Source organism: Roseovarius nanhaiticus (assembly GCF_900156535.1).
In the GTDB taxonomy this organism is placed as follows: Bacteria; Pseudomonadota; Alphaproteobacteria; order Rhodobacterales; family Rhodobacteraceae; genus Roseovarius; species Roseovarius nanhaiticus.
The window spans coordinates 452,501-476,148 of sequence record NZ_FTNV01000001.1 but is presented as its reverse complement, the minus strand read 5'-3'; the positions used below and the strand labels follow the sequence as shown (position 1 = coordinate 476,148).

The following is a 23,648-nucleotide window of genomic DNA, read 5'->3' as shown; positions in this document are numbered from 1 at the left end:
CGCACAGATGCGTGTGCGGGCTGTCATGCTTTGTTGAAACTTCGCGCCCGGATCGCTATTTTAAGGGCAAGCCCGGCACCGGGGCAGGATCAGGTGCGCAGCCAGGAGGACGACGTTCTGTCCATTTCCGCACCAGCGGCCACCGCCGCCGAGACCCAAGCCGCCGCTCCTTCGAGCGGGCCGGCGACAACCGACAGCGCAACCAGCCAAGAACAGCTCGACCTGATCCTTGCCTCGCTCGATGCGGACAAGGCCGAGGATATCGTGCAGGTCGATCTGCGCGGCAAATCCGCCATCGGCGATCACATGGTCATCTGCTCGGGGCGCTCGTCCCGTCAGGTCAGCGCCATCGCCGAGAAGTTGGTGGACAAGCTCAAGCATGATCTCGGACGCGCCAGCCGTATCGAAGGGCGCGAGACAGGCGATTGGGTTCTGATCGACACGGGTGACGTGATCGTCCATGTCTTTCGCCCCGAAGTGCGCGAATTCTACCAGCTCGAGAAAATGTGGGTGCCCGCAGGCGGCCCCGCCGCCGAGGCCGTTGCGCCCGCCGCCCCCGGCTGATGCGTCTGCATATCTGCGCGGTGGGCCGGATGCGCGCCGGCCCCGAGCGCGACCTGCTGGACGACTATCTTTTGCGGGCCGATCGCACCGGGCGCGCACTGGGACTTGGGCCCACCACCGTTCACGAAGTCGAGGACAAGAAGGGCGGCGGCCCTGCTGCAGAAGCCGCCCTGCTTGAGCGCGCCCTACCGCAAAGTGCCATCCGCGTCATGCTGGATGAGCGCGGAAAACTGATCTCGTCTCCCAAATTCGCCCGCAAGCTCGCCGAATGGCGCGATGCGGCTCGTGGCGATTTGGCCTTTATCATCGGCGGCGCGGACGGGATCGACCCGGGCTTGCGCGCGACCGCGGATTTCAGCCTCTCCTTTGGCGCGATGGTCTGGCCCCACATGCTGGCCCGCGTCATGCTGTCCGAACAGATTTACCGCGCCGCTACGATTCTCGCTGGTGGCCCCTATCACCGCGCGTGATCTGGCGCCCTTGCGGGCCGTCCCAAGGTTCATCTTGGCAAAAATACTCAAACCCTACCCTGTCCACTTGCGTCTCTGCCGAGGTTTAGCGCAACCACCCTGCCGCGCCCTGTTTCAAAGCGCTGCCATCTTGGGTAGAACGCGGCAGGCAGGCCTTTAGCGGAGCGACAGATGAGCACCCCCAAACCCGTGGTTCTATGCATCCTCGATGGCTGGGGGATATCGCACACCACAGACGGAAATGCCCCGGCCCTCGCCCGCACGCCCAATTTCGACGCCGCAATGGCCGCATGGCCGCATGCGCAGCTGGTCACTCACGGGCTGGATGTGGGTCTGCCCGCCGGGCAGATGGGCAATTCCGAGGTGGGACATCTCAATATCGGGGCCGGCCGCATCATCGAGATGGATCTGCGCCGCATTGACCGCGCGGTCGAGACCGGCACCTTTCCGGCGCTGCCCGGCATCCGGCGCTTCGTGGACGCGATGAAAGCGTCCGGCGGCACCGCGCATCTTTTGGGCGTTCTGTCGGATGGCGGGGTGCATTCGCATATCAGCCACATGATCGCCGCCGCGCGGGCGCTGACGGATGAGGGCATTCCCGTCGCCATCCACGCCTTTACCGACGGGCGCGACGTGGCGCAGGTCTCGGCCTTGTCCTACCTCGAAGAGCTGCAGCAGGCGCTGCCACTCGGTGCGCGCATCGCCACCGTCTCGGGGCGCTATTATGCCATGGACCGCGACAACCGGTGGGAGCGCGTGTCGCTGGCCTATGCCGCCATCGCCGCCGCCGAAGGCTATCACGCCGAGACCGCCAGTGAGGCGATCGACAATGCCTATGACAAGGGCCGCACGGACGAATTCATCAAGCCGCGCGTTCTGGGCCAATATCCCGGGATGCGCGATGGCGACGGGCTGATGTGCCTCAACTTCCGCGCCGACCGCGCGCGCGAGATCCTCGCCGCCTTCGCCGATCCCGAGTTCGACAGTTTCGAGACGGGCAAACGGCCCGAGTTTGCCATCGTCAGCGGCTTTACGGACTATTCGGCGCGCCACAAGACCTACATGGACTGCATTTTTCCCGACGAGCAGCCGGACAACACGCTGAGCATCTGGGTCGCCAAGCAGGGCCTGCGGCAATTCCACATCGCCGAAACCGAGAAATACCCCCATGTCACCTTCTTCCTCAACGGCGGCCGCGAGGCGCCCGAGACGGGCGAGGATCGTTACATGGCCGCCTCGCCGCGCGTCGCCACCTACGATCTGCAGCCCGAGATGTCGGCGCCCGAAGTGACGGACCACCTGGTTGCCGCCATCGAGGAAGGCTACGATCTGATCATCGCCAATTACGCCAATCCCGACATGGTCGGGCATACCGGCGATCTGAACGCCGCCATCGCGGCCTGCGAGGCGGTCGATACCGGGTTGGGCCGCGTTATGGCGGCGCTGAAAAAGGCGGGGGGCGCGATGATCATCACTGCCGATCACGGCAATTGCGAGACGATGATCGACCCCGAGACCGGTGCGCCTCATACTGCCCACACCACCAACCCTGTGCCCGTCATCCTGATCGGCGGGCCGGAGGGCGGCGCGCTGTCCGATGGCCGGCTCAGCGATCTGGCACCCAGCCTGCTGACGCTGATGGGGCTGGAGGCGCCGCCCGAAATGACGGGCCGTTCGCTGATCGTGCCTGCGCGGGAAGGCGCGGCATGAAGCGCTTTTGCGCAGCCGCGGCGCTGGTGGCTGTGCTGGCGGTGCCGCTGGACGCCCGCGCCCAAGGCGATCCGGGCGCCGAGGCACTGGCCGCGTCCGAAATGCTGGCCGAGGCGACCCGCGCCCTCGACGAGGCCGACGGCGCCGCCAGCCGCGTCAAGGCGCTCAGCCAGACGGTCCGCGCCTTCGAGGCGGGTCTGCGCGCGATGCGTGTCGGCATGCGCCAGGCCGCCATCCGTGCGCAAACGCTGGAGCGCGATCTGGCCTCGCGCGAGGGCGAGATTGCGCAACTTTTGGGTGTGCTCGGCTCGATCAATGCGACGCCGGCGCCGGTGACGCTCTTGCATCCGTCGGGGCCGGTCGGCACGGCGCGGTCGGGCATGCTTTTGGCCGATGTGACGCCCGCGCTGAACGCCCGCGCCGCGGTGCTGCGCGCCGATCTGGAGCAGCTGGCGGCACTGCGCAGCTTGCAGAACAATGCGGCTCAGAAGCTGCAAGAGGGGCTCGCCACGGCTCAGGAGGCCCGTACCCGGTTGAGCCAGGCGATTGCCGACCGCACGGAGCTGCCGCGCCGTTTTACCGAGGATCCGCTTCAGACCGCGCTGTTGATCGCATCGACCGAATCGCTCGATGGCTTTGCCAGCGGGCTCAGCCAGATCGCGGTGGGCGAGGTGCCGGGCAGCCTGCCGGGGATCGAAAGCCGCAAGGGCGAACTTCCGCTGCCCGTCGAGGGCCGCATCCTGCGCCGCGCGGGCGAGGCGGACGCGGCGGGCATCACCCGCCCCGGCATCGTCATGGCCGCCCCGCCCCGCGCCCTGGTGACCACCCCCGCCGCCGCAACGCTGCGCTATCGCGGCCCCTTGCTGGACTACGGAAATGTCGCCATTCTGGAGCCGCAATCGGGAATTTTGCTGGTCTTTGCCGGAATGGACGTGGTCTATGGCGAGACGGGCCAGGTTCTGCCAGGGGGCAGCCCCGTGGGCCTGATGGGCGGGCTTGGCGCCCCAGGCGGCGCCGCCGATGACGAAATCGTGCCCGCCGAGCTGCTTGACGCAGCTACAGAGTGGACGCAAACCCTCTATATTGAGGTCAGGCAAGACGACACCGCCGTGGATCCCGCGCTGTGGTTCAAGACAGACAAGGATGAATGATCTATGAAGAAATTCCTGATGGCCGCCGGCGCCGGCACCCTCGCCGGTGCGATCGTGACCACCCAGATCGCCGCCCCCCTGATGGCGCAAGAGACCCAGCGCAACAGCAATGTCTACGAGCAGTTGGATCTGTTCGGCGATATTTTTGAGCGGATCCGCGCGCAATATGTCGAAGAGGTGAACGAGGGCGATCTGATAGAGGCGGCCATCAACGGCATGCTGACCTCGCTCGATCCGCATTCCAGCTACCTGCCGCCCGAGGATGCCGAGGACATGCAGGTGCAGACGCGCGGCGAGTTCGGGGGCCTCGGAATCGAGGTCACGCAGGAAGAGGGCTTCGTCAAGGTCGTCTCGCCCATCGACGGCACCCCCGCCTATAACGCGGGCGTCGAGGCCGGCGACTATATCACCCATGTCGATGGCGAGAGCGTTCTGGGCCTGAACCTCGACGAGGCCGTGGACATGATGCGCGGCCCCGTGGGCAGCGAGATCGTCATCACCGTCGTGCGCGAGGGCGAGGCCGAGCCATTCGATCTGTCGATCATCCGCGACACGATCAAGGTGACCGCCGTGCGCGCCCGTACCGAGCAAAAGGCCGTGGTGCTGCGCGTGTCTGCCTTCAGCGATCAGACCTATCAGAATCTCGAGGACGGCCTGGCCGAAGAGATCGAGAAGGCGGGCGGCATCGACAAGATCAATGGCATCGTCATCGACCTGCGCAACAATCCGGGTGGGTTGCTGAACCAGGCGATCAAGGTGTCCGACGCGTTCCTGGAAAAAGGCGAGATCGTCAGCACCCGAGGCCGCGAGCCGCAGGATGGCGAGCGGTTCAACGCGACGCCCGGCGATCTGGCCCAGGGCAAGCCCATCGTGGTGCTGATCAACGGCGGCTCGGCCTCGGCGTCCGAGATCGTCGCGGGCGCATTGCAGGATCACAACCGCGCCGTTGTGGTGGGCACCAAGAGCTTCGGCAAGGGCTCGGTCCAGACCGTCATGCCGCTGCGCGGCGACGGCGCGATGCGCCTGACGACATCGCGCTACTACACGCCGTCGGGCCGCTCGATCCAGGCACTGGGCGTCTCGCCCGATATCCTGGTCGCCCAGCCCCGCCGTGCCCCCGAGAGCGAGGACGAGACCGAAGATGGTGTGCCGCCGCTGCTGCGGTCCGAGGCCGATCTGCGCGGCAGCCTCGACAATGACAGCCTGACCGAGGACGAGATCCAGCATATCGAGGAAACCCGCGAGCGTGCCGAGCAAAGCGCCAAGCTGCGCGAAGAGGATTACCAGCTGGCCTATGCGGTCGATATCCTCAAGGGCCTCACCACGTTGAACGGCGCCAAGTAAGGCGCGCGGTCCGGCCTGCCCATTGCGGCGGGCCGGGCGCATCCTGCCCCGACCGGATCCAAGGCCCGTTGTCATGACCCCCGATCAGATCGCCGCTCTGCCCTACCGCCCTTGCGTCGGCGTCATGCTGGCCAATGCAGCGGGCGACGTCTTTGTCGGGCAACGCATCGACACCGAAGCGCCCGCCTGGCAGATGCCCCAGGGCGGGATCGATCCGGGTGAGGACGCCAAGGAAGCTGCCCTGCGCGAGCTGGTCGAGGAAACGGGCGTGACGCCGGACCTGGTGCGCGTCGAGGCCGAGACCGAAGGGTGGGTCCGCTACGACCTGCCGCCTGATCTGGCGGGGCGCATGTGGAAGGGCCGCTATCGCGGACAGGAGCAGAAATGGTTTCTGATGCGCTTTCATGGGCGCGACGATCAGGTGATCATCGCCACCGACCACCCGGAGTTTTCCCATTGGCGCTGGCTGCCCGCGTCCGAGTTGGTCGCCCATATCGTGCCGTTCAAGCGGGCCGTCTATGCCGCCGTTCTGGACGAATTCAAGGATTTGCTATGATGCGCGCCGCCCTCCTTTCGCTCATAGGCCTTGCCCTGGCCAGCCCCGCGACCGCCCTATCGTGCCTGCCGCATGACCTGGCACGGACGTTTGAGCGGGTCGATGCCGCCTCCGAGACCTATTTCGCGGTGCATGGCACGCTGGATTTCGACGCGTCCCTCCTGCCCGAGGTGGACATGGCCAATCAGCAAAGCACCCCGGATGAGACGCGGATCCCCGCGCGGGTATCCGGCGAGGCGCTGGGTCGGGTCGGGTTCAATCGCCCGCTCGAAGGCCCTGTCACCCTGATCGTCAAGTGTTTCGGCCCCTGGTGCGCGCAGCCACCCGCGGATGGCCCCGTGCTGGCCTTTCTGCGGCAGGATGCAGACGGGGTCAGCCTGACCGTCGACCCCTGCGGCGGCGACGCCTTCTTTGATCCGGCGCCCGAAATGTTGGACAAGGCGCATCGCTGCTTTACCGGCGGTGATTGCACGCCGGAAGAGCCCAAGTAATCCCATCATGACAATCCATCCATGGGGACTCGGCATAAGAACAAAAAGTGAATATAAGGTGACTCGTTATGCGAGATCATCCCCCTTTCGCCGAGCTTTCGGCCCTCAGCAATTTCACTTTTCTCACCGGGGCCTCGCACCCCGAGGAGTACATGCAGCGCGCCGCCCTCTTGGGCCTGCCCGCCTTGGCTATCGCGGATGACAATAGCGTCGCGGGCATCGTGCGCGCCTATGCGGCGGCGCGCGAGATTACCCGCCACGTGGCCGAGCGCCATGCGATCGAGGCGCGGGACGGCCCCATCGGCCCGCCCGCGCCCACGCCGCGCACGCCCGATTGGGCCAATGTGCCGCGCCTGATCCCCGCCGCCCGGCTGGTGCTGCAAGAGGGGTTGACGCTGACCGCGCTACCGCAGGACCGCACCGGCTGGGCCAGCCTTTGCCGTCTTCTGACCCTTGGCCGCCGCCGCGCGCCCAAGGGCGCTTGCGAATTGCATGTCGCCGATCTGCTGGAAGGCGCCGAGGGGCTGACCCTGCTGCTGCATGCGCCCGAGACGGGCCGCGCGGCCTGGACCAAAGAAGCGCGCCGCGTTGTAGAAGCTCTTGGTGCGGACATGTTTCTATTGATGGCGCCGCGATATGACGGGCGCGATACGCGCCGCTTCGAGGCCCATGCCCGGCTGGCCAAATCGCTGGGCCTCGAGACGATCGCCAGCGCGCAGCCGCGCATGCATCACGGGCGGCGGCGGCGCCTCGCCGATGTGCTGACGGCGGTGCGCACAGGCACGCGCGTCGACGATCTGGGCCGCGCGGCGCTGGCCAATGGCGAATGCCGCCTGCGCAGCGAGGCCGAGATGCGGCGCCTTTTCAAGGGGCATGAGGGCGCTGTCAGCCGCGCGGGCGCGCTGGCCGCCGCGCTCACCTTCTGCCTTGGCAGCCTGCGCTATGAATATCCCAGCGAGATCGCCGAGGGCGAAACGCCCGGCGCCCGCCTGCGCCGATTGGCCGAGGAGGGGCTGACATGGCGCTATCCGCAGGGGGCCAGCGACCGGGTGCGCAATCTGCTGGAACATGAGTTGGCCCTGATCGCCAAGCTGAAATATGAGCCCTATTTTCTGACCGTCCGCGATATCGTCGCCTTTGCGCGCAGTCGCGGCATCCTGTGTCAGGGTCGCGGCTCGGCGGCGAATTCCGTGGTCTGCTACGCGCTGGGCGTCACCTCGGTCAGCCCCGAGATCGGCACGATGGTGTTCGAACGGTTCGTGAGCGAGGCGCGCGACGAGCCGCCCGATATCGACGTCGATTTCGAGCATGAGCGCCGCGAGGAGGTGATCCAGCATATCTACGAGCGCTACGGCCGCCACCGTGCGGGCCTCTGCGCGACCGTGATCCACTATCGCGGCAAGCGGGCGATCCGCGAGGTGGGCCGCGCGATGGGGCTCAGCCAGGACACGATCGGCGCGCTCAGCTCACAGCTTTGGGGCTTTTTCTCGACCGGCGCGGTGGAGCGCGAAAGGATGCTGGAGATCGGCCTCGACCCCGATGATGCGCGCCTGAAACAGACCATGGCGCTGGTGCATGAGATCGAAGGGTTCCCAAGGCACCTGAGCCAGCATGTCGGCGGCTTCGTCGTCACCGAGGGCCGCCTTGATGAATTGGTGCCGGTCGAGAATGCCTCGATGGAAGGGCGCACCGTGATCTCGTGGGACAAGGACGATATCGAGGCGCTGGGCATCCTCAAGGTCGATGTGCTGGCGCTGGGCATGCTGACCTGCATCCGCAAGGCGTTCGGTCTGCTCGCGCAGCATCACGGGCAGACATACGATCTGGCGACGCTGCCGCCCGAGGATCCGAAGGTCTATGATATGCTCTGCCGCGCCGATAGCATCGGGGTTTTTCAGGTGGAAAGCCGCGCGCAGATGAACTTCCTGCCGCGCATGCGCCCGCGCTGTTTTTATGATCTGGTGATCGAGGTCGCCATCATCCGCCCCGGCCCCATCCAGGGCGACATGGTGCATCCCTATATCCGCCGCCGCAACGGCGAGGAAAAGGTCAGCTTTCCCTCGGACGAATTGGGTGCGGTGCTGGGCAAGACGCTAGGCGTGCCGCTGTTTCAGGAGCAGGCGATGCAGATCGCCATCGTCGGCGCGGGATTTACTCCCGATCAGGCCGACCGGCTGCGCCGCGCCCTCGCCACGTTCAAGAAGCTGGGCAATATCAGCGAGTTTCGCACGCTCTTCCTGAAGGGCATGAAAGCGAACGGATATGAGGACGATTTCGCCCAGCGCTGCTTTGCCCAGATCGAGGGCTTCGGCAGCTACGGCTTTCCCGAAAGCCACGCAGCCAGCTTTGCGCTGCTGGTCTATGCGTCCGCCTGGATCAAATGCCATCACCCGGCGATCTTCGCCTGTTCGCTGCTGAACGCGCAGCCGATGGGATTCTACGCCCCCGCCCAGATCGTGCGTGACGCCCGCGAACATGGCGTAGTGGTGCGGCCCGTCTGCATCAACGCCAGCTTTTGGGACAATACCGTCGAGCCGGATGGCGACGGCGGGCTGGCCCTCCGCCTCGGCTATCGCCAGATCAAGGGCATCGACGAGGAAAGCGCCACATGGCTGAGCGCCGCGCGCGGTAACGGCTTTGGCACGCCCGGCGACGTGTGGCGCCGCGCGGGCCTGTCCCCCGCGGTGATCACGCGGCTGGCCGAGGCGGATTGCTTTGCCAGTGAAGGCCTCAGCCGCCGCGATGCGCTCTGGCAGGCCAAGGCGCTGACCGAAGGCCGCCCCCTGCCCCTTTTCGCCGGTGATCTGGGCGACGAGATGCTGCACGAGCCTGCCGCGCATCTGCCCGCCATGACCCGCAGCGAGGCGATGGTGGAGGATTACGTGACCACGCGCCTCAGCCTCAAGACCCATCCGCTGGCGCTGCTGCGCGCGCGATTGACACCGGGTGCCATCATGGCCGCCCCTGCGTGCCTTGTAAGCAGCGAAGCCTCCGGCGGGGATATTTGAAGCAAAAAGAAAGAGCCGGACCGCGCCTTTCTTCTTGCCTGCAAATATCCTGGGGGAGGCGCCCGCAGGGCGGCGGGGGCAAAGCCCCTTCTTTCAACTGCCGGTCAGCGCCTGATCGCGGAAGGCACGGGTGGTCAACACGAGGCTGGCCAGCTTCTGCATCTTGGCCAGCGCGGCGTCCATGTCGGCCTTCGGGATATCGCACAGCAGGTGGCGCGCGGCGAAATCCACCTCGGCCACGCCCTCGGCGCCGTCCATGGGTGCGATCTGGAAACTGGCGCGCAGCCAGATGCCGTCCATGACCGTGCGCAGCTGAAACGCGATGCGCGGCGCGTCCGGCACCCTAAGGGGGCGCAGCGCGCTCATCAGGTTGCTTTGCATCCGGGCGTGGACCGCTGTCTGGATGCGCTGGCTCTGGCGGTTATGCGGGACATCCGAGCAAAGCGAGATCCAGGCGTGACAGATTTCCTGCTGAAAGACCGGCGCCGCGAAATTGCCGACGATGATGGCATAGAGCCGTTCGAGCGGCGTCTCGGCATGGCGCAGAAGCTCGGTCACGCAGTCGCGCAGGACGGTGTTCGCCTTGCGCTGCACCCCCTCGAAAAGCGCGTCCTTATCCTTGAAGTGGTGCAGCACGACCCCTTTGGACACGCCCGCGATCTTGGCGACGCGGTCCAGTGTCGTGCCGCGAATACCGTGCTGGACCAGCGCGTCAAAGGCCGCCTGCGACAGCTCCGCGCGCCTGATGTCCCCGATGCTCTTGCGTGCCATGGTCCTGCCGATCTGCTGCTGCGTCACCCTAGCGTTCCGGACGCACGTCCACAATATTTACCTTTTGACTATAAAACTGACCGTTGGTAAGTATTTGATCCAAGGCGCAGCTGGAAAGGTATCTCATGCAGGCGGATTTCGTGATCATCGGGTCGGGCTCGGCAGGGTCGGCCATGGCCTATCGGCTGTCCGAGGATGGCAAGCATTCGGTGCTGGTGCTGGAATATGGCGGCACCGACGCGGGGCCCTTCATTCAGATGCCCGCCGCGCTCAGCTATCCGATGAACATGAAGCGCTACGATTGGGGCTATACGTCCGAGCCCGAGCCGCATTTGGGCGGGCGCCGCCTTGCCGCACCGCGGGGCAAGGTTGTGGGCGGGTCGTCCTCGATCAACGGGATGGTGTATGTGCGCGGCCATGCCGGCGATTTTGACCACTGGGAAGAGAGCGGCGCGACCGGCTGGGGGTTCCGCAACGTCCTGCCTTATTACAAGCGCATGGAGAACTGGACCGATGGCGGCCATGGCGGCGATCCGGCGTGGCGCGGCATGGACGGGCCTCTGCACGTGACGCGCGGGCCCCGGCACAATCCGCTTTTCGACGCCTTTGTGCAGGCCGGGCAGCAGGCGGGCTATGAGATCACCGAGGATTATAACGGCGAGAAGCAGGAGGGCTTTGGCCCGATGGAGCAGACGGTCTACAAGGGCCGCCGCTGGTCCGCCGCCAATGCCTACCTGAGGCCCGCGCTGAAGCGCCCCAACTGCGATATGCTGCGCTGCTATGTCCGCCGCATCGTCATCGAAGAGGGCCGCGCGACGGGCGTCGAGATCGAGCGGGGCGGGCGGATCGAAATCGTGCGCGCGAATCGCGAGGTCGTGCTGGCGGCCTCGGCCTTCAACTCCCCCAAGATCCTGATGCTGTCCGGCGTTGGCCCTGCCGCGCATCTGGCGGAGCACGGGATAGACGTGGTGGCCGACCGGCCCGGCGTGGGCGGCAATTTGCAGGATCATCTGGAGCTTTATATCCAGCAGGCCTGCATCCAGCCGATCACGCTTTTCAAGCATTGGAACCTCTGGTCCAAGGGCATGATCGGGGCGCAGTGGCTGTTCGGGAAGACCGGCCTCGGCGCGTCCAACCAGTTCGAAAGCGCGGCTTTCCTACGTTCGAAACCGGGGGTCGCGTATCCCGATATCCAGTATCATTTCCTGCCCATGGCGGTCAGGTATGACGGACAGGCCGCCGCCGAGGGGCACGGCTATCAGGCGCATGTCGGCCCGATGCGGTCGAAATCGCGGGGGCGGGTCAGCCTGGCCTCGGCCGATCCGATGGCGGCGCCCAGGATTGCGTTCAACTACATGTCCGAAGACAGCGACTGGGAGGATTTCCGGCGCTGCATTCGCCTGACGCGCGAGATTTTCGGGCAGGCAGCGTTCGATCCCTATCGCGGGAAAGAGATCCAGCCGGGCGATGCAGTGCAATCGGATGCTGATCTGGACGCTTTCATCTCCGAGCATGCCGAGAGCGCCTATCACCCCTGCGGCACCTGCAAGATGGGCGCGGTGGACGATCCCGATGCGGTGGTCGATCCCGAATGCCGGGTGATCGGGGTCGAGGGACTGCGCGTCGCCGACAGTTCGATCTTTCCGCGCATCACCAATGGCAATCTCAATGGCCCCAGCATCATGACCGGCGAGAAGGCCGCCGATCATATCCTGGGCAAGGATCCCCTGCCCGCCTCGAACCAGCGCCCCTGGATGCATCCCGGCTGGCGCGAGACGGTCAAGGCGGCCTCGGCCTAGTCCTTGCCGCCCTTCGGACCGAGTTTGGGTGCAACGCTGCGCGGCTTGCCTGATGGCTTGGCACCGGGTTGTCCAGCAGGCTTGTTAGCGGGTTTACCGCCCGGCTTACCAAACGGCTTGCCGCCGGGTTTGGCGCCACCCTTGGGCGCACCGCCCGGTTTGCTGCTATAACCCTCAGCGGCCTTGGCGGCGGCGCGGGCGCGGTTCTTCTTGCTGCTGGGCTTGCCCACGGCGGGAGCGCCGCCGGGGCCAGTGGGCTTTGCAAAGCCGCCCGTCTTGCCCTTGTATTTCGGCTTGTCCCCTGCCGCCGTCACCGCCCCATCGCGGGTGTAATCGGGCTTTGGCCCCTTGCGGTGCGGCTTGGACGGGGCCTCGCCCTTCGGCTTTTTATACCGTGGCGCGGGCGCGTCGTCGTACTGCACCGGCTTGCTGGAGGGCGCGCGCGGTTTGGGCGCATCGGCAGGTGCCTGAACGGGCGGCAGATCGTCCATCGCGCTGGGCGGGGGCGGTGATTTGGGGCTCGGCTTCTTCCACTCGGGCTTGGGGCCGGAATGGGGCTTGCCGGCGGGGCCGCCTTTGCGCTGCGCGATGGCGGGCGGCTGGCTTAGTTCCTTGACCTCGGCGCCATCCTCGACGCGCATCGCGTCGCCAATCGCGGCCTTGAAGCCTGCGACGGCGGGCTTGCGCAGCTCGACATAGCTTTCGTCATCACCGACGCGGATCGCGCCGATATCTTCGCGCGTGACGCCGCCGGCCTTGCACAGCATCGGCAAAAGGCGGCGCGGCTCGGCGCCCTTGGCGCGGCCCCCGGAGATCGAGAACCAGACCGAGGGGCCGAAGGCGGCGCGGGGCGCGGGCTTCTCGCCCGGATCGCCAAGATCCTCAGGGGCGGAATGGCGCGCGTGGTAAAAGCGCAGATAGGCGGCGGCGATTTGCTCGGGGCTGAATTGCTCCAGCAGCTTAGCGACGGCGGGCGCCTCGCTTTCGGTGATGGCTTCGGACCATGCCTCGTCGCCCAGCATCCGCTCTTCATCCTTGGCGGTCACCTCGTCGGCGGAGGGCGCGGGGCCCCATTCGGCACGCAGCTTGGCCCAATTCAGGATGCGCTCGGCCTTCTTGCGGGCGGCGGGCGGCACGATCAGGGCCGACACGCCCTTGCGCCCGGCGCGGCCGGTGCGGCCCGAGCGGTGGAGCAGCGTCTCGTGGCTGCCGGGCAGTTCGGCATGCACCACCAGATCGAGATTGGGCAGGTCGATGCCACGGGCCGCCACATCGGTGGCCACGCAGACGCGGGCGCGGCCATCGCGCATCGCTTGCAAGGCATGGGTCCGCTCGGATTGCGACAGCTCGCCCGAGAGGGCGACGACGGCGAACCCGCGATTGGAGAGACGCGTGGTCAGACGCGCAACCATCGCACGGGTGTTGCAGAAGACGATGGCGTTGGGCGCCTCGTAATAGCGCAGCACATTGATGATGGCGTTCTCGCCGTCGCGGGGCGAGACGTTCATGGCACGGTATTCGATATCGGCGTGCTGGCCCGCTTCGGTGCTGGCGGTGCTCACGCGCACGGCGTCCTGCTGATAATTCTCGGCCAGCTTGGCGATCGCGGCGGGAACGGTGGCCGAGAAAAGCAGCGTCTGGCGCGTCTCGGGCGCCTCGCCAAGGATGAATTCGAGATCCTCGCGAAAGCCGAGATCCAGCATCTCGTCGGCTTCGTCCAGCACCACGGCGCGCAGGCTGCCGAGGTCGATCGAGCCGCGCATGATGTGATCGCGCAGGCGGCCAGGCGTCGCGACGACGATATGCGCGCCGCGTGCCAAGGCGCGCTTTTCGTCGCGCATGTCCATGCCTCCGACGCAGGAGGCCAGCACCGCGTTCGCCCCGGCATAGAGCCATGTCAGTTCGCGCTTGACCTGCAATGCCAGCTCGCGCGTGGGCGCGATGACCAGCGCCAGAGGCGCGGCGGCGGTATCGAACGCCTCGGCCTCGTCGAGCAGCGTGGGCGCGATGGCGAGGCCAAAGCCCAGCGTCTTGCCCGAGCCTGTCTGGGCCGACACCAGCATGTCGGCGCCGGTCAGGTCCGGATTGGTCACCGCCTCCTGAACGGGGGTGAGCGTGGCGTATCCACGGGCTTTGATGGCATTGGAGAGGGCTTGTTTCACGGGTAGGGGCTTCTGCTTTGTCAGGGGGGCGCAATGATGCGCGCCGTAAGGTGCGGCCTCTATACCCTTGGCGCGCGGATGTATAGCGTCCGCGGCGCCGCGGCTAGATGCCGATCAGTTGCATGATACCCCAACCGACCAGAAGCGCGGCGGCCAGACCCAGCACTAGGTAGCGTTTGGGGATATTCAAATGCGCGATCCGCTCGCCCACGAATTGCGCCAGGATTGCCATGCCGAAATACCGCAGCCCGCGCGAAATGGTGATCGCCACGAAGAATACCGCAAAATTACCGCCGATCGCGCCCGCCCCGAGCGTGGCGAATTGCAGCGGTGCGGGCAAGAGCGACACCAGAAAAACGGTCCAGAACAGGCCGCCGCGGGACAGTCTTTCGGCCATGTCGTTATAGCTCTGCTCAAGCCCGAGATATTGCAGGACCGGAATGACCACCGGATCGGCCAGAAGATAGCCGACAAGGTAAAAAAGGCTGGCCCCGACCAAGCACCCAAGCCAGATGACAAGCGCGATGCGCAAGGCGCGCTTCGGGTGGCCCACCATCAGGGGCACGACGATAGCCTCGAGCGGGATAGGCAATGCCGTGCTTTCGGCCAGCGACAAGATCGCCAGACCGATGCGGCTGTTGGACAAACGGTCGGTCCAGCCAGGCGCGTCGCTTTGTGCCGTGCCTTCTGGTTCATCATTGCGCGCTGCGCTGTCTCTTACCGCCATTATGAACCTGCCCAATTCCTACTCATGGGCCAACGCTGCGCGCGTGGCGCGGTTCCGGGCGGCAGGCTTGGGACGGCCCCGCGGCGCTCAATTCGCCAGTGCATTTATGCAACATTCACGAAAACTGTGACAAGATGGATCGGAACCCAGCGCGATGACGCGCCGTTAGTGCCCTGTCGCGCCTCAAGAGCGCACAAACGACCGCAACGACGGAGTGGTATTGAGAAATCGAGAAAGCGAGTAAAAGCCGTGACCAACCCTGTAGCGAAAAACCTGAAGCGTGCCTATCGTGACACCCCATCGCAAGACCTGCCAAAGGAAATGGCAGACATCTTGCGGAAGCTGCAAGAACAAGAGCAGGATAATATCCCTGCCGAGTGACGCGGCACCGCGGCTGCTGGCCCTGCCCACCCAAGACGTTTTGGAACTTGCCCTGCATTGGGCGCGTTGAACAATGTCGCTGCGATAAACGCGAGCGGCTTTTTTCTTGCGCGCGAGGTCGATGTGAGCCGTTCCGCCGATATTACAGACACTACCGATACACTGAAAGTGCTCCTGACAGCGCAAGAGGTCTATCCAGCGATGGAGCGCGCCTTTTTGTCCGCCGAGCAGGAGATCTCGGCAGGCTACCGGGTCTTTGATCTGGCAACGAAACTGCGAAGTGATGAAGGCCTCGCCATTGGCGAGGATTGGTTCGACCTGATCGTTCATGTGCTGCGCAAGGGCGTGCGTATGAAATTCGTCATTTCGGATTTTGACGCCGTCCTCGCACCCAAACTGCATTTCAATTCGTGGAAGACGCGCCGCGCTTTTGTTGCCGCGCGCGAGGTGGCGGGCAAGGGCGCACAGCTGGTCGTGACCAATGCGGCCCACTCGGCCAAAGTTGGCATCCTGCCGCGCATCTTCCTGTGGCCGCGCCTCATCAAGGAGGTGAACAAGGTCGCCGCCAAGTTGAACGACATGACATCCGATCAGGCGGCACGTCGGCTGGAATGCAGTCCGGGCGTTCGCCCGCTTCTGCGCCGGACGCCAGATGGCACCTACACAGCCAAGCGTTGGCCCATCCCGTCGCTCATTCCCGGCACGCACCATCAGAAAATCTGCGTGATCGACCGGCAGACTGCTTTTGTCGGCGGCCTCGACCTGAACGAGCGGCGCTATGACGACAAAAACCACGATCGCGAGCGATCGGAGACGTGGCAGGACGTACAACTGCGCTGCACCGGACCGGTGGCCAAGGATGTACATAGCCATCTGGAGGAGTTTCTGGACGTCGTCGCAGGCACCCGCGCGCCCACTGCCGAAGGCCGACTGCTGCGCACCTTGTCGCGGCGCCGCAAGACAGATTGGCCCTTCCTCGGGCCAAAGCCGCTGGTGCATACAATCGCCGACGATCATCACCGGCTGGTGCAGCGCGCCCGCGGTTTGATCTATCTCGAAACGCAGTTCCTGCGGGATCGGCCCCTTTGCAACCGACTGGCCGAGGCGGCCGCGAAAAATCCGTCGCTTAAGCTGATCATCGTCGTGCCAGGCGCACCCGAGGAAGTGGCCTTTGACGGACAGACAGGCTCTGACGTGAAATTCGGCGAATACCTGCAGGCGACATGCGTCGACATCCTGCGCAAATCGTTCGGCGCGCGCATGACGATCTGCTCGCCCGTACGACCCAAATCTCTGGATACAGGGGAGCGCGACACGCTTTGGGGATCGCCCATCATCTATGTCCATTCCAAGGTGTCGATCTTCGATTGCGACCGCGCCATCGTGTCGTCGGCCAATCTCAACGGGCGCTCGATGCTGTGGGATACCGAGGCGGGCGTCCTGCTGAACGATCAGTCCGAGGTCGAAAGCCTGCGGGACCGCATCTTTCGCCATTGGCTGGGCGCGGATGCGGGGCCCGAATTCTATGCCGCCGACAGCGCAGTCGAGCTGTGGGCCGAGCGTGCACGGCGCAACGCCGAGGTTGCGCCCGAAAAGCGGCGCGGCTTTCTCGTGCCCTATGATGTAGAGCCTGCGCGCAAATTCGGCCGCCGCCTGCCGGGGATTCCTGACGCGATGGTCTGAGGCGCGCCCGCCAATCTTTACCTAAGTCAAGGAGACCGACATGACCGAAACCAATCACGATGCTGCGGGCCAAAAAGAGACCGCGTTCGTTGCGGGCAAGGAAGCTGCGCACAACAAATGGATCCTACTCATCATTGGGATCGTAACGCTGATCGGCGGCACGCTGGCCATCGCCATGCCGCTGATCGCCTCCGTGACGGCTGTATTTTTTGCTGCTTGGATTTTGATCGCGTCGGGCGTGGTCGGCATCGTTGCGGCGCTGCGCCGGCGGCACGGCTGGCACATGCTGGCCGCCGCGCTGAGTGGCGCGCTCTCGGTGTTGATCGGGCTTTTGATCCTGGCGCAGCCGATGATCGGCCTTATCACGATCACTGCGCTTATCATCGCCTTTTTCGCCGCCAGTGGTGCGCTGCGCCTCTATTACGGCGTGCGTATGTGGCGGCAAGGCGACGGTGGCGGCTGGCTGATCGCGGGCGGGCTTTTGGCGCTTGTTCTGGCGGCAATGTTGCTGGCCGGTTTGCCGCTGAGCGCGGCCTGGGTGCCGGGTGTCCTTTTGGGCATCGATCTGGTGATGTGGGGGATCATCTTGATCGCGGTCGGCACGCAAAGCGCCAAGCTGGCGGCGGCGCGCGAGGCTGCAGCACTTTGATCTTTCGATCGCCAGCCTGCCTTGCAATAGCGCTTGGCTGGTACGAAAAAAGGGCGGGCCGCAATCGGCCCGCCCTTATTGGTTCAGCGTCGAGGCAGTCTTACGACTCGCTCTCGGTCCACTCTTCCATGTTCATCAGCTCTTCTTCGGTGGCACTGACATAGGCGCTGATATCGCCCTCGTCGCCCATGCGGCGCAACTCAACCTTGTCCATCGGCATGGACACCGCACGCTCGCCAATTCCGAGGAAGCCGCCGACGTCGAGGATCACGGCCGACACATTGCCGTCATCGCCCAGCGCCAGTTCGCTGATTTCGCCGACCCACTCGTCATTACCGCCATAAACGGTCGTACCCAGCAGATCTTCGGTGGTCATGCTGTCGAAGCTGACGGTTTGCATCTCTGCACCGTCGTTCATGCCATAGCCTTCCCAGCTCGCCGTGCCGAGAGTTTCGCCCATCTCGTTCGAGGCGTCCTCATCATAGCTTTCGGTCTCTTCCAGCATCTTGCGGTCGCCGGTGTAGATGGCAAAGTATTCGCCCTCATCGTCGGCATCCGGCTGGAAGCGGATGGAGTCGAGTGCCACGCGGCGCTCTGTCTCGCCCATACCCAGGAAGCCGCCAGCATCGACCAGCACATCCTGAACCTTGCCGTCCTTGCCGATCACGACGTCGTCGATCTCACCGGCCATGACCCAGTTGTCGGGTGCATCGGTGATCTCGCCCATGGCGCCCATGTCGGTGCCTTCTTCGGGCATGTAGAGGCGGTGTCCGATCAGGTTGGACGCCTTCATGTCCATGGTTTCACCGGCGGGCGACTGAGCCTCGAACATCGACGCTGCGGCGTCGTGGTTGTCGGCCAGAACGGCGGCGGGTGTTGCAGTTGCCATAACGAGGGCGGTGGTCATCATAAAGCGTTTCATGTGAATTGCTCCTTCAAGTCTTGTGCAGGGCGTGCCTGCTTCATGGTGACTCAAGCCCCAACGGCGTCCTGAAGTTTCAAGAATTTTGGTAAAAAGTTGTTGGAACAAATGCAGCTGCAAATGCGTTCAAGACGCCAACTCTGCACTTGTTTCCAGATGCAAGGCAGCGCGCCAACGAAAGGCCCGGAACACTGGCACGCAGCATTGCGTTTGCATGCATAATTGCCGCCAAATTGAATCGGAGAAACACATGGACCTCATTCGCATCGTGTTGGCCATCCTGCTGCCACCCTTGGGCGTTTTCCTGCAAGTGGGGTTGGGAAAGCACTTCTGGATCAATGTCCTGCTGACGCTCTTGGGCTACGTGCCGGGGATCGCCCATGCCGTATATATCATCGGATCAAGGGGACCGGGCCGTGCGTCGTCCTGACGAGTTGGCGGGCGATACAAGCCCGCAGTCAGCGGATCCCAACCGCCCCCAAACTGCAGTTCTGCGGGATCTTGAGCGTATCGACACCGTCGCACGCCTGATGGATGCACAATTCCGCTTACCGCTGGTCGGCACGCGGATCGGTCTGGACGGATTGATCGGCCTTGTGCCGGGCATTGGTGACGTCGCTGTCATGCTGCCGCCGCTCTGGATGATCCAGCGCGGCTGGCAGCATGGCGCGCGTCGCCGGACATTGGTGCGAATGACCATGAACAGCGGGATTGACCTTGTGATTGGCGCAATCCCTCTGGTAGGCGACCTGTTCGATATCGGCTACAAGGCGAACTTGCGTAACGCCACCCTACTGCGAGGCGATTTGACGAGAGCGAGTTCAGCGGACTGACCGCGATCTCGGGTCACATCTGCATGGCGGCATAAGCGATCGCCAAGAGCAGGAGCCCCCCAATCACCCACTTCAGCCAACCGGTGTTTCCAGAGGCATCGGCCTCGGCAATCTTGCGCTCCTGACCCGCGGTCTTCTTCTGGCCTTCTCGCTCCTCGTCTTGGAGGTACGGCTTTGCCGGATCGCGAGGGGCCTCACCGTCCGGCAATCCGGCCACTGCTGACGCGCCGCCACTCTCCGCATCGGTTTCGAGCGGGGCCGCTGCTGGTTCGCCCTCCAGCCGGCCGCGATGCTCCTCCAACGTCTTTTCGCGGCCATGGGGCGCGATGTCGGGGCCCGCTTCGGTGTGCTTCGGGGCGGCGGAATTCTTTGCCTTGGCCATCATTCTCTCCTCAACATTACGGTTGGTTGCGCCTCAGTGCTGCGCCCTTATTGCAGACCCAACCCTGCGCGCGCGGCGTTGTTCCGATGGACGCGCGCGGCAGCGCGTCGCAGCCCTCTGCACCGCCCAGTCCGATGGGGCTGACGAAATATCTTTCACATGAATGGGAACGAGATGTGACCGGCAAGGGCGCCGCGATGCCTTGAACGCGCGCGCGGGATTATCCAACTCGCTGTCATCACTTCATTGAGGAACCATTCATGACACAACTTTCCCGGCTCAACGGAAAACCGCGCCTGATGATCGGCGCAGCCACCGCCATCGGCCTGGCCTTGACGGTCCCGATGGCCGGCATCGCACAGCAGGACGCACCGACCAGCGCAAACAGCGCCGCCGCGCCCATCGCGGGCGCGCCAATCACCTTCTCGGACATCGTCAAAGAGAAGCTGCCCGCCGTCGTCGGCATCGTCAGCACAGTCGAGGCGCCCGCCGCGCAGCGCGGCGCGCAGCCGCAACTGCCCCCTGGCCTCGGTGATCTTTTTGGTGCACCCCAAGGCCCGCGCGCCCCGCAAGGTCCGGCGCAGGCGCAAGGCTCGGGCTTCATCATCACCGGTGACGGCTATGTCGTGACCAATAACCACGTGATCGAGGGCGCGACCGGCATCGAAGTCGTATTGGAGGACGAGCGCCGCTTTGACGCGGAGCTGATCGGAACCGACCCCGCGACCGATATCGCGCTTCTCAAGATCGAGAGCGAAGAGGATCTGCCGCATGTCGAATGGGGCTCGTCCGACGATCTGGAAATCGGGGACTGGACCGTGGCCATCGGCAATCCCTTTGGCCTCGGCGGCACCGTGACGGCGGGCATCCTGTCGGCGCGTTCGCGCAATATCAATGCTGGCCCCTATGACGACTTTCTGCAAACCGACGCCGCGATCAACCGGGGCAACTCGGGCGGACCGCTGTTCAACGTCGATGGCGACGTGGTCGGCGTGAACACCGCCATTGTCTCGCCCTCGGGCGGCAGCGTCGGCATCGGCTTTGCCGTGCCCTCGGCGGTGGCAGAACGGATCGTCGCCGATCTGCGCGATGACGGCATGGTCGAGCGTGGCTGGCTGGGCGTCGGCATTCAGCCGGTGACCGAGGATATCGCAGAGGCGCTGGGCCTTGAGGGTGCCGAGGGCACGCTGGTCTCGTCCGTCACGCGCGGCAGCCCCGCCGAGGAAGCGGGCCTTGTGCCCGGTGACGTGATCCTGTCGCTGGGCGGCACGCCTATCGACGGACCGCGCGCACTGTCGCTGGCCGTGGCCGATCTTGAGGTCGGATCAGACGCGACGCTGAGCATCCTGCGCGACGGCGAAACCAAAGAGCTGACCGTGGCCATCGGCATGCACCCGACTCAAAGCTCGCCCGACGCCAGCACGGCCGAGCCTGCGGCGGATGACACCCCGCAACTGGGCGTTTCCATCGCACCGCTTGATGCTGCGCTGCGCGCCCGGCTGAGCCTGCCCGAAGAGCTGAGCGGCCTGGCCGTCACCGGCATCGAACCGGGCAGCGCCGCCGCCGAAGCGGGCCTGCAACCGGGCGACGTGATCACCGCGGCTTCGGGTGACGACATCGCCGACGTCGAGGCGCTACGCAGTGCCGTCGCAAAAGCCGCCGAGGCCGAAACGCCCCTGCTGCTGCGGGTCTATCGCGGCGGAAACTATACCTTCGTCGCCGCCAAGCTGACGCAAGACGCCAGCTGATCCAAGGCGACGCACGCAGTACAGGCGGGCCCGGCGTTCACGCGCCGGGCCCGCAATCTATGCTGCGCAGAGGCGGCTTTGGCCCCATGCTGAGCGCGGCGGCGGTGTTGCGCAGCGCGGTGCGCAAGCCTTCCTCCAGCGTCGGGTGATAGAACGGGTAGGACAGCATCCGATCCACCGTCGCATTCTCTTCGATGGCCCAGGCCAGCAGGTGGCCGATATGCTCGGCATCGGGACCAGCCATTTCAGCCCCAAGAACCCGGCCCGTATCAAGCTCGGCATAGATGCGCAGCAGACCGCCACCAAGCCCCATCGTGCGCGAGCGCCCCTGATCCTCGAACTCCACAGATCCGACGGCAAAGTTGCACGCGCTCTCCGTTAGCTCGGCGTGGGTGGCGCCGATAAGGGCGATCTGCGGATCGCTGAAGACGATGCTGAGCGGTGTGCGCCGCTGCTTGCGGTAGGATGCGGGCAACAGGGCCGCGTTCTCGCCGGCCATGGTGCCCTCGTCGGATGCTTCGTGCAGAAGCGGCAAATCATCGCCGCAATCCCCGGCCATGAAGATATGGCTATCGCCAATCCGCATCGACAGTCTGTCGAAGATCGGCACGCCGTTCTGGTCCAGAGGCAGGCTGGTTTGATCGAGGCCCAGCTTTGCGACATTCGGCGCGCGGCCCGTTGCGGCAACGACGCAATCGAAACGCTCCTCGTGCCACGGCGCATCCTCGTCCGAGGCGTCGGACCACCGCACGATGACGCCGTCCCCATCCTGCGTCACCTCGCTGTCAGCGTGCCAATGCGCGGAAAACTCCGCCTCAAAGATCTCGCCCGCGCGGGCGCGCACCTCGGGGTCCGAGATCGGGCCGACGGCGTGGTTGCGCCCGAAAAGACGCGTCCGCACGCCCAGCCGGTGCAGCGCCTGGCCCAGCTCAAGGCCAATTATGCCGGCGCCAAAGACCGCGGCGGACTCGGGCAAATCCTGCCAATCAAAAATTCCGTCATTGGTATAAAGGCGGTCGCCCGCGCCCTTGATGGGGCCCGCAATCATGGGATGCGAGCCGGTGGCGATAACGATGGCACGCGCGGTCAGCTTGCGGCCAGATGTGAGGCGCAACGTGTGGTCATCCTCAAAAACCGCATGCTCGCGGATCACGTGCCGGTCGGGAAAATCATCGACCGCGTCCAGCACAAAGCCGACAAAGCGGTCCCGCTCGTCGCGCACGCGCTGCATCACCGCTGCGCCGTCGATATGTGGCGGGTCCAGATGGATGCCGAATCGCGCAGTATCCTGCGCCGCATGGGCCTTGTTTGCCGCCGCGATCAGCAGCTTGGACGGCATGCAACCGACCCGCGCGCACGTGGTGCCAAGCGGCCCGCCATCCAGCAGCGCAATGCTATCCGTATGCTTGGCAGCGGCGCGATAGGCAGCCATGCCTGCGGTGCCTGCGCCCAGTATGGCGACATCGACGTCGTAAGTGCTCATGGCGGGAAATCCTTTTGGTCAAATATCTGCGGATACATCCTGTCGGAGCTTAACGCGCGGCCCGGGCGCTTCGTTGCCTCCGGCAGTCTTGAAAGCTGCGGGCCACCCCTCGACCACACATATTGACCGAGCGGTCTTGAAGTGGTGACAGGGAATTGTTACCTAACGTCACTGTGAGGAGGGCAATTCAGATGGAGCATCAGACAACCACCAAAACCCGCGCCGCGCCCGGCCGACCGCGATTGTTCAAGGAGGAGCAGGCGCTTGGCGCCATCATGCAGTTGTTCTGGGAGCATGGTTATGAAGGGACGGGCCTGAGTGACATTATTCGCGCGACAGGTCTGGGCAAAGCCAGCCTTTATGCCACGTTCGGCAATAAGCATTCGATGTACATGCGCGCCCTTGCGGCGTTCGAGGCCAACATGGTGGATGCGGGCGCCGAGATGCTGCGCAATGACGAAGCGCCAGCACTCGAGCGGGTCGCGGCCTTTCTTGACGCACCCATCGCTGCGGTGCGCGATCACGGCGATGCCAAGGGCTGTTTTTTGTGCAACGCCTCGGCGGATCGGGCCGCGTTGGATTCGGAAACCGCCGCCATCGTGCAGCGCTGCTATTCCAAGCTGGCCGCCGCGCTGCAGCGCACCTTAAGCGAGATTGTCGGTGACGATGCGGCGCCCGACCGGGCGCAGATGCTGCTGGCGGTCTATGCGGGTCTGCGTGTCATGTCGCGCAGCGGCGTGCCCATTTCGGCATTGGAGGCCGCGCGCGACGATGCGCTGTCCGGCCTGCCGGGCGGTAACGCGCGTCGCTAGGC

21 protein-coding genes are annotated in these 23,648 nt (G+C 65.0%); 15 read left to right on the top strand and 6 right to left on the bottom strand.

Annotated features, from left to right (window positions below):
• Positions 1–93: 93 nt before the first annotated feature.
• From rsfS to BW975_RS02205, 8 genes are all read left to right on the top strand, one after another.
• The gene (gene rsfS, locus BW975_RS02240; protein ID WP_244512540.1) at positions 94–564 is read left to right on the top strand and encodes a ribosome silencing factor; all 471 of its coding nucleotides are present in this window, start codon (positions 94–96) and stop codon (positions 562–564) included.
• Positions 564–1,034: a 23S rRNA (pseudouridine(1915)-N(3))-methyltransferase RlmH gene (gene rlmH / locus BW975_RS02235; RefSeq protein ID WP_076530614.1), complete on the top strand. Its 471-nt coding sequence runs from the start codon at positions 564–566 to the stop codon at positions 1,032–1,034. The genes rsfS and rlmH overlap by 1 nt, the downstream gene beginning before the upstream one ends.
• 171 nt (positions 1,035–1,205) lie before the next feature.
• Positions 1,206–2,744 (top strand): 2,3-bisphosphoglycerate-independent phosphoglycerate mutase, encoded by a 1,539-nt coding sequence (gene gpmI / locus BW975_RS02230; RefSeq protein WP_076530612.1) that lies wholly within the window; start codon positions 1,206–1,208, stop codon positions 2,742–2,744.
• Positions 2,741–3,895, top strand: a complete 1,155-nt coding sequence (locus BW975_RS02225) for a murein hydrolase activator EnvC family protein (RefSeq protein ID WP_076530610.1) — start codon at positions 2,741–2,743, stop codon at positions 3,893–3,895. Before gpmI ends, BW975_RS02225 begins: the two co-directional genes overlap by 4 nt.
• Positions 3,896–3,898: 3 nt before the next feature.
• Positions 3,899–5,239: a S41 family peptidase gene (locus BW975_RS02220; RefSeq protein ID WP_076530608.1), complete on the top strand. Its 1,341-nt coding sequence runs from the start codon at positions 3,899–3,901 to the stop codon at positions 5,237–5,239.
• A 73-nt stretch (positions 5,240–5,312) separates the two neighbouring features.
• Positions 5,313–5,795, top strand: a complete 483-nt coding sequence (locus BW975_RS02215; RefSeq protein WP_076530606.1) for an RNA pyrophosphohydrolase — start codon at positions 5,313–5,315, stop codon at positions 5,793–5,795.
• A complete protein-coding gene (locus BW975_RS02210) occupies positions 5,795–6,286 on the top strand; it encodes a hypothetical protein (RefSeq protein WP_076533299.1) in 492 nt (163 codons plus the stop codon). Before BW975_RS02215 ends, BW975_RS02210 begins: the two co-directional genes overlap by 1 nt.
• A gap of 68 nt (positions 6,287–6,354) precedes the next feature.
• A complete protein-coding gene (locus BW975_RS02205; RefSeq protein ID WP_076530604.1) occupies positions 6,355–9,294 on the top strand; it encodes an error-prone DNA polymerase in 2,940 nt (979 codons plus the stop codon).
• A 93-nt stretch (positions 9,295–9,387) separates the two neighbouring features.
• Here the strand turns inward: BW975_RS02205 and betI are convergent, their stop codons facing one another.
• Positions 9,388–10,065 carry a transcriptional regulator BetI gene (betI, locus tag BW975_RS02200; protein ID WP_076533297.1) on the bottom strand — a complete coding sequence of 226 codons (678 nt, stop codon included), beginning with the start codon at positions 10,063–10,065 and terminating at the stop codon, positions 9,388–9,390.
• A gap of 125 nt (positions 10,066–10,190) precedes the next feature.
• Here betI and betA point away from each other — a divergent pair, with 125 nt between their 5' ends.
• Complete coding sequence (betA, locus tag BW975_RS02195; protein ID WP_076530602.1) at positions 10,191–11,864, top strand: choline dehydrogenase; 1,674 nt, start codon at positions 10,191–10,193, stop codon at positions 11,862–11,864.
• Here betA and BW975_RS02190 read toward each other — a convergent pair.
• Positions 11,861–14,026: a DEAD/DEAH box helicase gene (locus BW975_RS02190; protein ID WP_076530600.1), complete on the bottom strand. Its 2,166-nt coding sequence runs from the start codon at positions 14,024–14,026 to the stop codon at positions 11,861–11,863. The two genes, betA and BW975_RS02190, sit on opposite strands and share 4 nt — an antisense overlap.
• 103 nt (positions 14,027–14,129) lie before the next feature.
• Positions 14,130–14,753 carry a YqaA family protein gene (locus tag BW975_RS02185; RefSeq protein WP_083686950.1) on the bottom strand — a complete coding sequence of 208 codons (624 nt, stop codon included), beginning with the start codon at positions 14,751–14,753 and terminating at the stop codon, positions 14,130–14,132.
• A gap of 504 nt (positions 14,754–15,257) precedes the next feature.
• On the opposite strand from BW975_RS02185, the gene BW975_RS02180 reads away from it, so the two are divergent.
• Complete coding sequence (locus BW975_RS02180; protein ID WP_076533295.1) at positions 15,258–16,817, top strand: phospholipase D-like domain-containing protein; 1,560 nt, start codon at positions 15,258–15,260, stop codon at positions 16,815–16,817.
• 40 nt (positions 16,818–16,857) lie between these two features.
• A complete protein-coding gene (locus BW975_RS02175) occupies positions 16,858–17,466 on the top strand; it encodes an HdeD family acid-resistance protein (protein ID WP_076530598.1) in 609 nt (202 codons plus the stop codon).
• A gap of 100 nt (positions 17,467–17,566) precedes the next feature.
• Here the strand turns inward: BW975_RS02175 and BW975_RS02170 are convergent, their stop codons facing one another.
• A complete protein-coding gene (locus BW975_RS02170; RefSeq protein WP_076530596.1) occupies positions 17,567–18,388 on the bottom strand; it encodes a PRC-barrel domain-containing protein in 822 nt (273 codons plus the stop codon).
• 250 nt (positions 18,389–18,638) lie between these two features.
• Between BW975_RS02170 and BW975_RS02165 the strand changes: the two genes are divergently transcribed.
• Together BW975_RS02165 and BW975_RS02160 are read left to right on the top strand one after the other, a co-directional pair.
• The gene (locus BW975_RS02165; RefSeq protein WP_076533294.1) at positions 18,639–18,818 is read left to right on the top strand and encodes a YqaE/Pmp3 family membrane protein; all 180 of its coding nucleotides are present in this window, start codon (positions 18,639–18,641) and stop codon (positions 18,816–18,818) included.
• Positions 18,805–19,221, top strand: coding sequence for a DUF4112 domain-containing protein (locus BW975_RS02160; RefSeq protein ID WP_244512541.1), 417 nt, complete (start codon positions 18,805–18,807; stop codon positions 19,219–19,221). The genes BW975_RS02165 and BW975_RS02160 overlap by 14 nt, the downstream gene beginning before the upstream one ends.
• 13 nt (positions 19,222–19,234) lie before the next feature.
• On the opposite strand, the gene BW975_RS02155 is transcribed toward BW975_RS02160, so the two are convergent.
• Positions 19,235–19,603 (bottom strand): hypothetical protein, encoded by a 369-nt coding sequence (locus BW975_RS02155; protein WP_076530594.1) that lies wholly within the window; start codon positions 19,601–19,603, stop codon positions 19,235–19,237.
• Between the two features lie 260 nt (positions 19,604–19,863).
• Between BW975_RS02155 and BW975_RS02150 the strand changes: the two genes are divergently transcribed.
• Positions 19,864–21,351, top strand: coding sequence for a DegQ family serine endoprotease (locus BW975_RS02150; protein WP_076530592.1), 1,488 nt, complete (start codon positions 19,864–19,866; stop codon positions 21,349–21,351).
• A gap of 37 nt (positions 21,352–21,388) precedes the next feature.
• On the opposite strand, the gene BW975_RS02145 is transcribed toward BW975_RS02150, so the two are convergent.
• Positions 21,389–22,834, bottom strand: a complete 1,446-nt coding sequence (locus BW975_RS02145; protein ID WP_076530590.1) for a dihydrolipoyl dehydrogenase — start codon at positions 22,832–22,834, stop codon at positions 21,389–21,391.
• 191 nt (positions 22,835–23,025) lie between these two features.
• On the opposite strand from BW975_RS02145, the gene BW975_RS02140 reads away from it, so the two are divergent.
• Positions 23,026–23,646 carry a TetR/AcrR family transcriptional regulator gene (locus BW975_RS02140; protein WP_076530588.1) on the top strand — a complete coding sequence of 207 codons (621 nt, stop codon included), beginning with the start codon at positions 23,026–23,028 and terminating at the stop codon, positions 23,644–23,646.
• Positions 23,647–23,648: the final 2 nt, after the last annotated feature.